The sequence below is a fragment of the Acinetobacter sp. YH12064 genome (assembly GCF_013419735.1).
GTDB classification, from domain to species: Bacteria; Pseudomonadota; Gammaproteobacteria; order Pseudomonadales; family Moraxellaceae; genus Acinetobacter; species Acinetobacter amyesii.
Genome location: NZ_VOZP01000001.1, coordinates 158,147 through 171,707, shown reverse-complemented (window position 1 = coordinate 171,707; position 13,561 = coordinate 158,147). Strand labels below are relative to the sequence as shown.

The 13,561-nt window shown below is 40.4% G+C and carries 10 protein-coding genes and 1 tRNA gene; 4 read left to right on the top strand and 7 right to left on the bottom strand.

Annotated elements, in window-relative coordinates; all coding sequences use genetic code 11:
* The first annotated feature begins 147 nt into the window (after nt 1-147).
* Nucleotides 148-657, top strand: coding sequence for a DUF3465 domain-containing protein (locus tag FTU13_RS00910; protein ID WP_180065008.1), 510 nt, complete (start codon nt 148-150; stop codon nt 655-657).
* Between the two features lie 253 nt (nt 658-910).
* On the opposite strand, the gene FTU13_RS00905 is transcribed toward FTU13_RS00910, so the two are convergent.
* The 7 genes from FTU13_RS00905 to FTU13_RS00875 all read right to left on the bottom strand — a co-directional run bounded on the left by FTU13_RS00905 (nt 911) and on the right by FTU13_RS00875 (nt 7,404).
* Entirely contained in the window at nt 911-1,366 is a 456-nt protein-coding gene (locus tag FTU13_RS00905) for a DUF962 domain-containing protein (RefSeq protein WP_180126491.1), read from the bottom strand.
* Nucleotides 1,367-1,518: 152 nt separating this feature from the next.
* A complete protein-coding gene (locus tag FTU13_RS00900) occupies nt 1,519-2,133 on the bottom strand; it encodes a septal ring lytic transglycosylase RlpA family protein (RefSeq protein WP_078190310.1) in 615 nt (204 codons plus the stop codon).
* Between the two features lie 286 nt (nt 2,134-2,419).
* The gene (gene mltB, locus FTU13_RS00895) at nt 2,420-3,421 is read right to left on the bottom strand and encodes a lytic murein transglycosylase B (RefSeq protein WP_078191987.1); all 1,002 of its coding nucleotides are present in this window, start codon (nt 3,419-3,421) and stop codon (nt 2,420-2,422) included.
* 791 nt (nt 3,422-4,212) lie between these two features.
* Complete coding sequence (locus FTU13_RS00890) at nt 4,213-4,863, bottom strand: hypothetical protein (RefSeq protein WP_180126493.1); 651 nt, start codon at nt 4,861-4,863, stop codon at nt 4,213-4,215.
* Between the two features lie 17 nt (nt 4,864-4,880).
* On the bottom strand, nt 4,881-5,699 hold the full coding sequence (gene queF / locus FTU13_RS00885) for an NADPH-dependent 7-cyano-7-deazaguanine reductase QueF (RefSeq protein WP_180126495.1): 819 nt from the start codon (nt 5,697-5,699) through the stop codon (nt 4,881-4,883).
* A complete protein-coding gene (locus FTU13_RS00880) occupies nt 5,699-6,472 on the bottom strand; it encodes an ABC transporter permease (protein ID WP_180023368.1) in 774 nt (257 codons plus the stop codon). The genes queF and FTU13_RS00880 overlap by 1 nt, the downstream gene beginning before the upstream one ends.
* The gene (locus tag FTU13_RS00875) at nt 6,469-7,404 is read right to left on the bottom strand and encodes an ABC transporter ATP-binding protein (protein WP_180003219.1); all 936 of its coding nucleotides are present in this window, start codon (nt 7,402-7,404) and stop codon (nt 6,469-6,471) included. Before FTU13_RS00875 ends, FTU13_RS00880 begins: the two co-directional genes overlap by 4 nt.
* Before the next feature lie 188 nt (nt 7,405-7,592).
* On the opposite strand from FTU13_RS00875, the gene FTU13_RS00870 reads away from it, so the two are divergent.
* The 3 genes from FTU13_RS00870 (at nt 7,593) to uca (ending at nt 13,559) form a co-directional block, all read left to right on the top strand.
* Nucleotides 7,593-7,668 (top strand) — tRNA-Arg (locus FTU13_RS00870).
* A 457-nt stretch (nt 7,669-8,125) separates the two neighbouring features.
* Nucleotides 8,126-9,940 (top strand): allophanate hydrolase, encoded by a 1,815-nt coding sequence (atzF, locus tag FTU13_RS00865; RefSeq protein WP_180161083.1) that lies wholly within the window; start codon nt 8,126-8,128, stop codon nt 9,938-9,940.
* A 19-nt stretch (nt 9,941-9,959) separates the two neighbouring features.
* Nucleotides 9,960-13,559: an urea carboxylase gene (gene uca, locus FTU13_RS00860; protein ID WP_180128905.1), complete on the top strand. Its 3,600-nt coding sequence runs from the start codon at nt 9,960-9,962 to the stop codon at nt 13,557-13,559.
* Nucleotides 13,560-13,561 lie beyond the last annotated feature (2 nt).

The following is a 13,561-nucleotide window of genomic DNA, read 5'->3' as shown; positions in this document are numbered from 1 at the left end:
TCGTTTTAGAGGGCTTTTTTTATGGCTGTAGCTTTACTGATTTCAAAGCTATTTAAACTTTATATTGTGTGCATTCTTGTGCATAGATTCTATTTTTATCCATATTAATGACTATAATGAGTTGAAAATTTAGATTTAAACTATCTTATGGCAAACAAAACAAATTTAACCATCGGCGGAATTATTGTTGCGCTTACAGCCGCTTATTTCGGAATCGATTTACAACAACAAAAATCTGCACCAGTTCAGACGACAGCGGAACAAAACGCACAGCCACAAATAGAATCAGTACAACCTGTAGATGCTCAACAAAAAGGGCAGAGTGCTGAAGATGTTATTGCGCATGCATTTAAAAATAAACTCAGTAATGTTCAGGTTGAGGGTACAGGTCGAGTGAAAGCGGTACTTCGAGATGATAATGAAGGTAGTCGCCATCAAAAGTTCATTTTGACCTTAAATAATGGTCAAACCCTTTTAGTTGCACATAATATCGATCTAGCCCCACGAATTGATAACTTGCAAAAAGGCGATACAGTTCAATTTTACGGTGAATATGAATATTCAGATCAGGGTGGTGTGATGCACTGGACACATCACGATCCGAATGGGCGTCATCAGGATGGTTGGTTAAAGCATCAAGGTAAAACCTATCAATAAAAATCACGTAGTCATTTTTAACTTTAGTCATTTAAATGATCATGATTCAGATGAAGCTATCAACATAAAATTGGATTAATCATATTGAGTAAAAGCCAGTGTTTAAACACTGGCTTTTTGGTCGTATAAATAGAAAAAATGATTGGAAATACCAGAGATAAATACACCTATAAACAATAGGGTTTTAAGCATCGAATATGAAGAAAACCGATGTGGAATAAGTGAAAAAGAGATCTATGAAATTAATCGTGCTCTAAATGCTCTTTATTTGCGATTTATGGCGTGTTTTCCAATTACTAAGTACTTTTCCTGCAAATGTATCTAAACACCAAATAGGGCCAATGAGGAGGAATTGGAGATCTTTGAAAAAAGAGGGCTTTTTACCTTCAATTTTATGGCCATAAAATTGACCAATCCATGCGAATATAAAGAGCGCGATATAAAAGCCATATCTAACTGGTAACACCCAAATTAGCCATGCCATGATTAATGTTAACGCGGCCATTGCAACAGCAAGGACAATGTCTAAACGTGCGTAAAAGATAAATGCTAAAGCAAGTAAGACAGCAGTAAGTAGCGCGCTAAAATGCGCCAATATGCCAACGATTGAAAAATAAATCGTGGGTACGCAAATCCAGTGAATCATTTTATTGGTTTTATTTTGATGACTTTCGCCGTATTCATCAAACCATTCGTTGATTGTTTTCATGATAGTCCTTAATCATGGGGAAGGACTCAAATATAAACAAGAATGGAGGAAGGGTCAAAATCAGGATTACTGATGATTTGAAAGGCTAAGAGGCTACAAATAAAAAACCACGCTAGGCGTGGTCTGTTAAATGCAGTCACTTCATTGGAGAATTAAGAATTTGGACCGTCTACGCGTTCAATGCTCACATTTGCAGTACCCGCACTGGTAATACCCAATTGCTTAGCAGCACCATAAGATAAATCAAGAACACGGTTACCATGGAATGGACCACGGTCATTTACTTTCACCACGACGCTTTTACCATTATTGCGATTCGTAACACGAATAAAGCAATTAAGTGGCAGGCTACGATGTGCTGCTGTAAGTGCGTTCATGTCAAACGTTTCACCGCTTGCTGTTTTACGACCGTGGAATTGACGACCGTACCAAGAAGCAGTACCTGTTTGAGTGAACTTACGAACAGTATTCGATGCAACAGTATTTAACTTTTCAATCACTGAAGGCTCATCTTCAGGAATTTCGATTTTAGCAGCGATTGTTTGACGACGAATTTTATCGCCAGAACGCTCAGTGATTGAAAGGCTACTTAAATTCGTAAAGTTTGAATTGAAGCTTTGAGCTTCTTTATTCAATACACGAGCTGCAAGACGAGAGTTGTCATTATCATGATTGAATGATGATGACTGAACCATCTCAGCTTGTGACTGACTTAGCGCAACTGCCGTGGCAACCGCTAAGGCATATTTAATAATTGATGACTGCATTGTTTATCTCCCAATGGCATATTTACTGGTTCAACTAAGTCGCTGATATCCATGTAAACACGTCTGATATTTCACTTTTGCAACTATATTTAACGAGATGGATAATATTCATGCCATCAATAGGCTGTCTAGTGTTTAATTAAAATACTTTGAAAATGTCTAAAAAATTAACAATAGTTGTTTAAAAAATAATCAATAATGTAACAAGGTGTGTAGAATGTCGAATAAATGCTCATTTTGATGAAAATATTTGTTGACTTTTTTGCTCTATAAGAAAAAACCAGTCTTATCGACTGGTAACTTCAGTGCCTAAAAGCCATAGTGCAGTCGCATACATACGGCTTTTGTTATAGGTTGTAATGACCTGAAAATTTGGATAAGTGATGTAATAAATTGGTCCATAACTATCTTGCAATTGGATGACATTGACTAAATCGAGATCATCGATTTTTACCAATGGATTCATAGGGGTTACACCTTGAGCCTTGAGTACACCATAGGGTGTTGGCTGGTTTAAATCCTTTGCAATAATAGCATCTGGGTTGTTTCCGCTATAGCGAGCAGCAAAAGCAATCGGTTGATTACGCTGCCAACCATAATTTGCTAAATAATTTGCAATTGAACCAATGGCATCGACAGCCGAATTACGCAGGTCAACATGACCATTGCCATCGTAGTCCACACCAAATTTTGGAATGTTACTTGGCATAAATTGAGGATAACCCACAGCACCTGCATATGAACCGACGACAGAGTTGGTTGGAACACCATCTTTATATGACCAAGCAATCAGTGCAGCGAGTTCATCTTGGAAATATTGCGCACGACGTTCATAGCCAAAACCAAGGGTCGCCAAAGCATCACGGGTAATAAAATTACCTTTATTGCTGCCGTAGCCTGTTTCAACACCCAAAATGCCTAAAATCACGGATTGAGGCACACCAAATTGTTGTTCTGCACGATTTAAAGTGTCGGCATATTGATTTTTGAAGCGAACGCCGCGTTGAATTGTACTTTCAGCTAAAAAATTGGTTTTGTATTGGTACCAAGGCTTTGATTCACCAGGTCTATTCATAATGCTAATAATGTTGGGTAGGTTTTTACTGCCTTGCATTGCCCAATCAATTTGATTTTCACTGAGACCATAGGTTTGCATTGCATTTTGTTTAAAGCTTGCATATGCCGGATGAGATTGGAAGTCGTTAGCCTGACAAAAACTGGTCAGTGAAATTGAACCGGCCATAATGGCAATATGTGATAGTTTTTTATAAAAATTTCGATTTAGCATAAATAAAAAATTTCCAGTTGCTTTAGCGATGAGTATGAACAAAATTTCGAGGGGAAAAGATCCTGAAAATTGTGATGACCTTCTGGTTTCATAGCTCATTAAAGGTAAACGTTACCAATAGCAACTAAGATACCACTGACAGCGCATGCTTTCATAAATAGATATACAAAAAAAGACAAAGCAAAGGGTTTTTTCGCAGTTAACATATTGAAAAGTGACATATTCATTTACATAACTTGCAAATATTCACAAATCATTTGAAATAAAGATGACTCTAAAACTCATGCGTCATAAAAACGCAGAACGAGTAAACTTTATCGCGTTGCGAAATACTGTTTAGAAGCTACAAAAGTTGCAATGTTATATCTAAAAATAAAGGGACAGGATTAAAAAGGTACCGGTCTAAAACACCCATATGCAAGCAGTGGTTTATTCATTACATAGTTTTTGTTCGCCAGCGCTTCAATGCTGTTGAAAACGTCGCTATATATAGTAGAAATATAGACTGAATGATAAAAAAGAAAGAGATTGAATATTAAAATGGACGCATTGAAATTTAAGCCAAAATGACGGCTCACATTAAAATATGATCTATATTCAGGTTCTTCCTGTTCTTTGTAGATTTTTAAAAATTGTGGATATCAATGTACTGTCTTTCTTTTAATAAAAATCTGTTCAATTCTAGAACTGTGTTTGCATGACTATATATAGTCATTGTATCGGGATTCGATTTTATGCGTTTAGCCATAAAAAAAACCTAGCGGAAGCTAGGTTTTGACGAGTAATGCGATTTATTTGTTAAACATCGCATCATGTGCTTCTGCAAGGGCACCTAGCTCTTCTTTGGTTAGATTTGGGAAAATCTTATCAATTGCAATATGAATAGCTTTAATCACGGCAGAAGAACCGATATCGGCTGCTTTACGCTTAATCATGCCTAAATCGAGTGTTTTATTAAAGTCATTCATAAAATGACGCACTGCAGCTTCAGCAAACTGTTTATACAGTTCACCAAAAGCAGCTTTATTGATATCTACACCCGATTTAATTTCGGCATAACTGTTCTTAAGGTTAGTGACCAATCCTGCATCTAAGCTCAGACCTACACGATAAGTGCCAGTCGCGTCTTGAAATAAACTTCGTTCTGAAAATTCAATGGATTGTTTCACCACATCATTCGGAGATTTACCCAATAGCTGCTTTAACAATACAGCGACTGTTGATTTGACATAGCCAGCCAGTTTTTCTGCTGTGTCGCGCTTATCGCTTGCAGGAAACAGATGAACAGGAGCTAATATAGTTGCACCAATGATTTCTTCATTAATCAGCAAAGCTGTTTTATCACGTAAAGGATAAAGGGGTTCACTCGAATTTTTTTTCGCGTGACCATTTTGGATACTGCTTAGAAGTTCCTCAGAAGGAATAAAACCAAAAAATGGCATCACTAACCTCAATTTTTTTATTGTCGCGCCAATCGAATGGGGCGAGGCATCCATGTTAAATCCGATACACGACAAGGGTTGATATCCAATCCACCACGGCGTGTATAGGCAGCATATACCATCAGCTGACTTGGTTTTAAATGTTGCCAAATGTCGGCAAACATTTGCTCCACACATTGTTCGTGGAAACCATTATGCTGACGGTAAGAAATAATATAAGCCAGAATACTACGATAACAAGGCTTAGTACCTTTATACCTTATAAATACCGTTCCCCAATCAGGTTGACCCGTGACTGGGCAGTTACTTCTTAATAAATGTGAATAAAGTTGAATTTCAACTTCTTCTTGCGCTGCATCTTCATCTAAAGAGAGTAAAGCTGCATTTGGATGATTTTCTAACTGGGTGGGTTCTAAGTCATCAATACAGATGCCTTGCGGTTTTGAAATTTCAACTTCATCAACATGAAATAGATCAACAGTCACAGCGGCATTGGCTGCAGCAGATAAGTCTTTTTCAACGGTTGCTTTAAACGCTGCCTGAGAATCAAATTTGGTAAAGTTCATACTATTAAAGTAGAGCTTTAAAGATTTCGATTCGATGAGGTTGTCTGAACTTGCAGGTAAAGTTAAACGGCCAATAGCGACTTGAGGCACACCAGAAGCATTTAACCAAGAAATTTCAAAAACATGCCACCAGTCTGTACCTTGGCGGATGCCTTCCACATGGGCATATTGTTCACGTGCAGTGGCACGTGCAATCGGAAACAGAATATCGGGTTGATATTCTGTTGGGTAGTTGGTGTCTTTACCTAAAAGGGATTGTTCTACACTCATTATTCACGCATTCCTGAACCACGAGAAAGTAAATGATACGCCACGCCATAAAGAACAACGCAACATGCAGTAATAACTGTCAGTGAAATGCCGACATTCACATCGCTATGGCCCAAAATACCGTAGCGGAATGCATTGACCATATACACGACAGGGTTGATTAAAGAGAGATTTTGCCAAAAAGGACTCAGTGATGAGATGGCATAGAAAACACCGCCTAAATAAGTCAGCGGAGTCAGGACGAAAGTCGGGATAATCGAAATGTCGTCAAAAGATTTTGCATAAACAGCATTAATAAATCCGCCAAGAGAAAACAGCAGCGAAGTAATGAGAACTGTATATATAGTTACGAAGATATTGGTCAGGTGTAATTCAGTAAAAAATAGGCTCATCACAGTGACAATAAAGCCGACTAAAACACCACGGCAAACACCACCGATCACATAACCCCAAAGCACCATATGTAACGGCACCGGGCTCATGATTAATTCTTCGATGCTTTTTTGAAATTTTGCACTAAAGAAACTTGATGACACATTGGCATAGCTGTTGGTAATGACCGCCATCATAATTAAGCCGGGCACGATGAACTGCATATAGCTAAAACCACCCATTTGCCCAATGCGTGAACCGACTAAATTACCGAAAATCACAAAGTACAAACTCATGGTGATTGCCGGTGGGAGAAGGGTTTGCGGCCAAATACGCATGAAACGGCGAATTTCTTTATACACTAAGGTGTAGAGGGCGATACACAGTTGGTTAAAATTCATTGTGCTGCACCTTCAAGATTTTTTTCGACCATACGGACAAACAGTTCTTCTAGTCGGTTAGATTTATTACGCATACTTCGAACCTGAATACCTTGTGATTCCATGAGTTGGAATAAATCATTTAAGGTATGGGCTTTATCCATAGTGACTTCTAAGGTGATAGGATCTACTAAGTTGAAACGGACACCAATAATTTCTATATGGATCGGTTCAATGGGTTCGGCTAGATCGAAAATAAAGGTTTCTTCATTCAACTGACTGAGAAAACCTTTCATGCTGGTGTCTTCTTTAATCACACCACGATCAATAATTGCGATTCGACGGCACAACATTTCTGCTTCTTCTAAATAGTGTGTCGTTAAAATAATAGACGTGCCTTTTTCGTTCATTTCTGTGAGGAAATCCCACATCGAACGGCGTAGTTCAATATCAACACCAGCAGTCGGCTCATCTAAAATCAGCAGTTTAGGTTCATGCATCATGGCACGAGCGATCATTAAACGGCGTTTCATACCGCCCGATAGCATGCGTGCTTGGGTGCTACGTTTTTCCCAAAGGCCAAGCTTTTCTAAATATTCCTCTGCACGTTTCTCTGCTATCTTTTTGGAAATACCGTAATAACCAGCTTGAGTCACCAAAATATCAAATGTTTTTTCAAATTGACCAAAGTTAAATTCTTGAGGTACAACGCCCAAACACTGCTTTGCATGCGAGGGATGGGTATCTAAATTGTGCCCAAAAATTTCGACAGTGCCTGAAGTTTTACGGGTTAGTGAACTGATAATACTAATCGTGGTAGATTTTCCTGCACCATTGGGACCTAACAGTGCATAAAATTCACCTTCGGGTACTGTTAAATCAATACCTTTAAGCGCCTGAAACCCATTTTTATAGGTTTTTGACAGCTGCTTTAACGTTAGTGCATCAGTCATAAATAATTCACTCTATAAATAGTGTGAGTATTGTGCGATATCGGGGCAAATAAACCAAGTAAATCGTATGGAATTCTGCATTTTATAAATAGAACGTTGTATAAAGCTTAAGCAGAAAAAAGCCTAACATCTATATAGTTGCTTTACCTTACAGTTTTTTTTGTTATGATGTGCGCAATCCAAAATAAGCGCTCATAGCTCAACTGGATAGAGTACAGGTCTCCGAAGCCTGTGGCGTGGGTTCGAGTCCCGCTGAGCGCACCATTTTTTAGTTTTTATTCTCCAACTAAATTTTGAAAATCAACTGCTTTTTTTATATTTCTATTCACTTCTATCAATCTCTAAGACTATTATTGCTTTCGCCATCATTGATGTATCTGTTTCCAAAAATATTAAATTTAAAATGTTTCGCTGGTTATTTATTCCAAGTTATACAAAACATTTAAATTGAAAGCTTATTAAGAGTGGCAATATCAAGTTCACTGTATTTATATCTGCATCTAAATGAAAAGAATCTATTGAAAACACGATTATAAAAGTCATGCACCAAAATAGTGGAGCTTGGAAACTTAATAGAACACTTATCGTTTTGTATTGCCTAAATAAAATAGGAAAACGATTGGTGCTTTAGTATTAACATACTAAAAAATAACAAAAAATTAATTTTGGCATGGTGTGTGCAAAACAGTATTCAAACTTGGATACAAGAATGAGCACATCAATGAACTCAATAAAAACTTTAGGCTGGACTTTAGCGGAATGGAAAGCGGGCTACACGAATAACACAATTCAACTCGAAGACTTATATGCCTTGGTTGAGCAATTTGATTATGCAGATCCAGCATGGATTTCCATTGCATCGATAGAACAATTAACTGCGCAGATTGACGCTTTAAAACAAATCGAAAATGCTGCGGCCTTACCTTTATTTGGTGTGCCTATTGCAGTTAAAGACAATATAGATGTGGCAGGTTTTGCGTCGACGGCTGCATTTAAATTATTTACGGACATAAAAACTGAAGATGCCTATGTGGTGCAACGCTTAAAACAAGCGGGTGCGATTATTGTAGGCAAAACTAATCTAGATCAATTTGCCACAGGATTGGTCGGTACACGTTCGCCATTTGGTGCAGTGCCGAATACTTTTAATTCTGACTTTGTAAGCGGTGGTTCAAGTTCAGGTTCAGGCAGTGTGGTGGCGCGCGGTTTAGTCCCGATTGCGCTCGGTACAGATACAGCAGGCTCAGGGCGTATACCCGCAGCATTTAATAATATTGTTGGTTTAAAGCCAACCAAAGGTCGCTTTTCAAATACAGGCTTATTGCCTGCCTGTAAGAGCCTCGATTGCATTTCAATTTTTGCCTTAACCGTCGCTGATGCAACTGTAGTGGCAGAAGTTATGGAAGGTTTTGATGTAACCGACAGTTATTCACGTGTGAATCCTGCTACAGCGCCTGCAAAGTTCAGCGCACAATTAAAGTTAGCCATTCCAAAACAATTAGATTTTTTTGGCGATGCTCAATCGGCGGATGCATTTCAATATGCATTAACTGAATTAAAAAACTTAGGCGCAGATCTGACAGAAATTGATTTCAGTGCTTTTAGTCAATTGGCGAGCCAACTTTACCAAGGGGCATGGGTCGCAGAGCGAACTGCTGCAGTTGCAGATTTATTAGAAACATCGGTACAAGACTTTGATCCAACAGTTTTAGAAATTATTCAAAAAGGTCAGCAGTACACTGCGGTGGATGCCTATAACGCCGAATATTTAAAGCAAGAATTGGCTCGAGACATTCAGCAAACCTTAGCGCAATTTGATGCCTTAGTGGTGCCAAGCTCGCCAACCATTCACACACTTGCAGAAATGGCTGAATCGCCAATTGAAAATAATAGCCACTTTGGCACCTATACCAACTTTACCAATTTAGCAGACCTCAGTGCCATCGCTGTACCTGCAGGCTTTCGTGCCGACGGGCTGCCTTTTGGAATCACATTCATTGCACCGGCTTGGCACGATACGGCTTTAGCTGAATTTGCAGAAAAATGGCAAAACCATCTGCAACTACCCCTCGGTGCAGTAGCGAAAACATTGCCTGAAACAGCTTCAGTCATTTCTGCACCATCCGCGCAGCATTTTCGAGTTGCAGTTGTAGGCGCACATCTCACAGGTATGCCACTCAATTTCCAACTGACAACACGTCAAGCCGTGCATGTCGAAACCACAACCACTTCTGCCGATTACGCCCTCTATGCATTGCCGGGCACTGTACCGCCGAAACCAGGTTTAGCGCGTCAGGAAGCGGGTCAAAAAATTATTGTCGAGCTTTGGGATATTCCAAAAGCACGCTTTGGTGAATTTGTCACCGAAATTCCAACACCACTGGGTATGGGCAATATCGAGCTTGCCGATGGACGTTGGGTGAAAGGCTTTATTTGTGAACCTTATGGCTTAAACGGTGCAAAAAATATCAGTGAATTTGGCGGCTGGCGCGCTTATATCCAATCACTGCAAGCAACAACAGCAAAATCAAATTAAAAAATTCGGGGAAATAATCATGTTTAAAACAGTTTTAATTGCAAACCGTGGTGAAATTGCTGTTCGTGCGATTCGTACATTAAAGAAACTCGGTGTTCAATCAGTTGCCGTGTATTCAGAGACAGACCGTTATGCACAGCATGTCTTAGATGCAGATGTGTCAGTTTCACTTAAAGGTGTTAAACCTGCAGAGACTTATTTAAGTATTGAAAAATTGATTCAAGCAGCCAAACAAACCGGTGCGGAAGCTATTTTTCCTGGTTATGGCTTTTTGTCAGAGAGTGCTGACTTTGCCCGTGCATGTGAAGAAAATAACATTGCCTTTATGGGGCCAACGGCTGAACAAATTTTAGAGTTTGGTTTGAAGCATCGTGCACGTGAATTGGCTGCGGCAGCCAATGTGCCCATGACACCGGGTACAGGTTTATTGGCAAATTTGGATGAAGCACTCACATCTGCTGCAGAGATTGGTTATCCAATCATGTTGAAAAGCACCGCTGGCGGTGGCGGTATTGGTTTAACCCGCTGTGATGATGAACAATCATTAAAAGATGCGTATGAAAGTGTAAAGCGTCTAGGCGAACAGTTCTTTAAAGATGCGGGTGTGTTTCTCGAACGTTTTGTCGATAAAGCCCGTCACGTAGAAGTACAAATTTTTGGTGATGGTTTAGGTCAAGTCGTTGCCTTTGGTGAGCGTGATTGTTCATTGCAGCGCCGTAACCAAAAAGTGGTGGAGGAAACACCGGCACCACATTTACCTGAAGCGACCCGTCAAAAATTGCACCGTGCTGCTGTAGAGCTCGGTCAATTGGTGAAATACCGCAGTGCAGGTACAGTTGAGTTTATCTATGATGCTGCCCGTGATGAAGTGTATTTCCTTGAAGTGAATACCCGTTTGCAGGTTGAACATCCAGTCACTGAAATGGTGACTGGCTTAGATTTGATTGAATGCATGCTCAAAGTGGCGGCAGGTGATGCTTTAGATTGGGAAAAACTCAGCAATATTCAGCCCAATGGCGCTGCCATTGAAGTGCGAATCTATGCGGAAGATCCAGTGAAAAACTTCCAGCCAAGTCCGGGTGTACTCACGGATGTATATTTCCCTGAAGACGTTCGTGTGGATACGTGGGTATCTACAGGCACAGAAATTTCACAATATTTTGACCCGATGATTGCCAAAATTATTGTGCATGCTGCAGACCGAGACAGTGCGGTTGCTAAGTTAAAAACAGCCTTGGCTGAAACCCGTCTGAATGGCATCAGCACCAACTTAGATTATGCGCATACCGTAGTGTCTGATGCACGCTTTGAAAATATGCAAATCTGGACACGTCTGCTGGATGACTTTAAATACGTGCCAAATGTAATTGAAGTGCTGCAACCGGGCACGCAAAGTTCGATTCAAGACTATCCGGGGCGTGTAGGCTATTGGGATATCGGCGTACCGCCATCAGGCCCGATGGATGATTATGCATTTCAGTTGGCCAATCAAATTGTCGGTAATCCAAAATCGGCAGCAGGTTTTGAGTTTACCTTACAAGGACCAAGCCTGAAATTTCATGCCGATAGCATTGTAGCCATTGCAGGTGCGCCATGTAGCGCGACTCTAGATGGTGTGAATGTCGATTTTTGGCAACCGATCAGCATCAAAGCAGGGCAAACATTAGTACTTGGACAAGTTGAGTCGGGTTGTCGTACTTATCTTGCAATCCGCAACGGACTAAATGTACCTGAATATCTAGGCAGCCGCTCAACCTTTGCATTGGGTAATTTTGGCGGTCATGCAGGGCGAGTTCTGCGTGCAGGTGACATGATTAAAATGGTCAATCCAAGTCTGCCTTTAGATGGATTGGAAATTGCAACAGCAGCACCACAAGCTTTAGCTGCAGAGCGTATTCCAAGCTATGGCAAAGAATGGAAAATTGGTGTGCTCTATGGCCCGCATGGCGCACCAGATTTCTTTAAACCTGAATATATTGAAGAATTTTTTGCTTCAACATGGAATGTGCACTTTAACTCAAACCGTTTAGGTATTCGCCTAACTGGCCCGACACCAGGCTGGGCACGTGAAAATGGCGGTGAAGCTGGTTTGCATCCATCCAATGTGCATGACTGTGAATATGCTATTGGGGCAATTAACTTCACTGGTGATTTCCCCGTGATTTTGGCTAAAGATGGCCCAAGCCTCGGTGGCTTTGTTTGCCCAGTGACGATTGCCAAAGCTGAACTTTGGAAAATTGGTCAACTTAAGGCAGATGACAGCATTAGTTTCTATCCGATGAGTGTTGAACAAGCCAATGCATTGGAAGTTCAGCAAATTGCCGATATCCAAAACTTTGCTCAAGCACCTGAAAAGTCAGCGTTGGTCAATTTTGAATGCAAGCCTGAAGGGATATTGGCGGTTCGTGAAGCAGATGCACATGCGCCAAAAGCGGTCTATCGTCAGGCAGGTGACAGTTATATCTTGCTGGAATATGGCGAAAACGTTCTCGACCTTGTATTGCGCTTACGTGTTTATCGACTGATGCAGCTGATTCGTGAAGCGAATATTGATGGCATTTTAGAGCTTTCACCGGGTGTGCGTTCACTGCAAATTAAATATGATGGATTGCGTTTTAGCCAAACGAATTTGATCCAGTTTTTATTGGGTCTCGAAAATGAGATGGGGGATTTGAGCCAAATTAAAATTCCATCTCGTATTATTCACTTGCCGATGGCATTTGAGGATTCGGCAACTTTAGGCGCGGTTGAGCGTTATCAAGAAAGTGTTTGTGCCAAAGCGCCTTGGTTGCCAAATAACGTCGATTTCATTCAGCGTATTAATGGCTTAGACAGCCGTGAGCAAGTCAAAGACATCATTTTTGATGCCAATTACTTAATTTTAGGTTTGGGCGATGTGTATTTAACCGCACCTTGTGCTGTACCAATTGATCCACGTCATCGTTTGCTCAGCTCGAAATATAACCCTGCACGTACCTTTACTGCCGAAGGTACAGTTGGTATTGGCGGTATGTACATGTGTATCTATGGCATGGACTCACCGGGCGGTTATCAATTGATTGGCCGTACCTTGCCCATTTGGAATAAGTTTAAAAAGAACAAGCAGTTTGGCGATCAGCAATGGTTCTTACGCTTCTTTGACCAAATTAAATATTATGAAGTAACCGAAGCTGAACTCGATCAATTCCGTGCTGACTTTGCCAATGGTGTGGCGGAAATCAAAATTGAAGAAACTGAATTTGATTTTGCAGCCTATCAAGCCTTTTTGGAAATAGAAAAGGACAGTATTGCAGAATTTAAAGCGCAGCAGCAACAGGCATTTACAACTGAAGTTGAACGTTGGAAAGATGAGTTTGATGCACCTGCGGAAATGGAAATCCTGCAAGATGATACCGACTATAGCCAGTATGCAGCCTTGAATGCGTCGATGACCGGCAACATTTGGAAAATTTTTGTCGAAGCTGGACAGTCTGTGAAGAAAGGTGAGACTGTAGCCATTATTGAAGCGATGAAAATGGAGCTTCCAGTCTATGCCGATGATGATGGTATCGTGAAAGCGATTATTTGCCGTGCAGGACAAACGGTACATAGCGGTGAACCGCTGGTTTATATGGAATAAAC

What these genes read in the sequence shown, in the direction of transcription:
- FTU13_RS00890 (WP_180126493.1), bottom strand. Translation starts at nt 4,863, where the DNA reads ATGCCATTTTTTGGTTTTATTCCTTCTGAGGAACTTCTAAGCAGTATC.
- mltB (WP_078191987.1), bottom strand. Translation starts at nt 3,421, where the DNA reads ATGCTAAATCGAAATTTTTATAAAAAACTATCACATATTGCCATTATG.
- FTU13_RS00910 (WP_180065008.1), top strand. Translation starts at nt 148, where the DNA reads ATGGCAAACAAAACAAATTTAACCATCGGCGGAATTATTGTTGCGCTT.
- FTU13_RS00880 (WP_180023368.1), bottom strand. Translation starts at nt 6,472, where the DNA reads ATGAATTTTAACCAACTGTGTATCGCCCTCTACACCTTAGTGTATAAA.
- FTU13_RS00905 (WP_180126491.1), bottom strand. Translation starts at nt 1,366, where the DNA reads ATGAAAACAATCAACGAATGGTTTGATGAATACGGCGAAAGTCATCAA.
- FTU13_RS00875 (WP_180003219.1), bottom strand. Translation starts at nt 7,404, where the DNA reads ATGACTGATGCACTAACGTTAAAGCAGCTGTCAAAAACCTATAAAAAT.
- atzF (WP_180161083.1), top strand. Translation starts at nt 8,126, where the DNA reads ATGAACTCAATAAAAACTTTAGGCTGGACTTTAGCGGAATGGAAAGCG.
- uca (WP_180128905.1), top strand. Translation starts at nt 9,960, where the DNA reads ATGTTTAAAACAGTTTTAATTGCAAACCGTGGTGAAATTGCTGTTCGT.
- queF (WP_180126495.1), bottom strand. Translation starts at nt 5,699, where the DNA reads ATGAGTGTAGAACAATCCCTTTTAGGTAAAGACACCAACTACCCAACA.
- FTU13_RS00900 (WP_078190310.1), bottom strand. Translation starts at nt 2,133, where the DNA reads ATGCAGTCATCAATTATTAAATATGCCTTAGCGGTTGCCACGGCAGTT.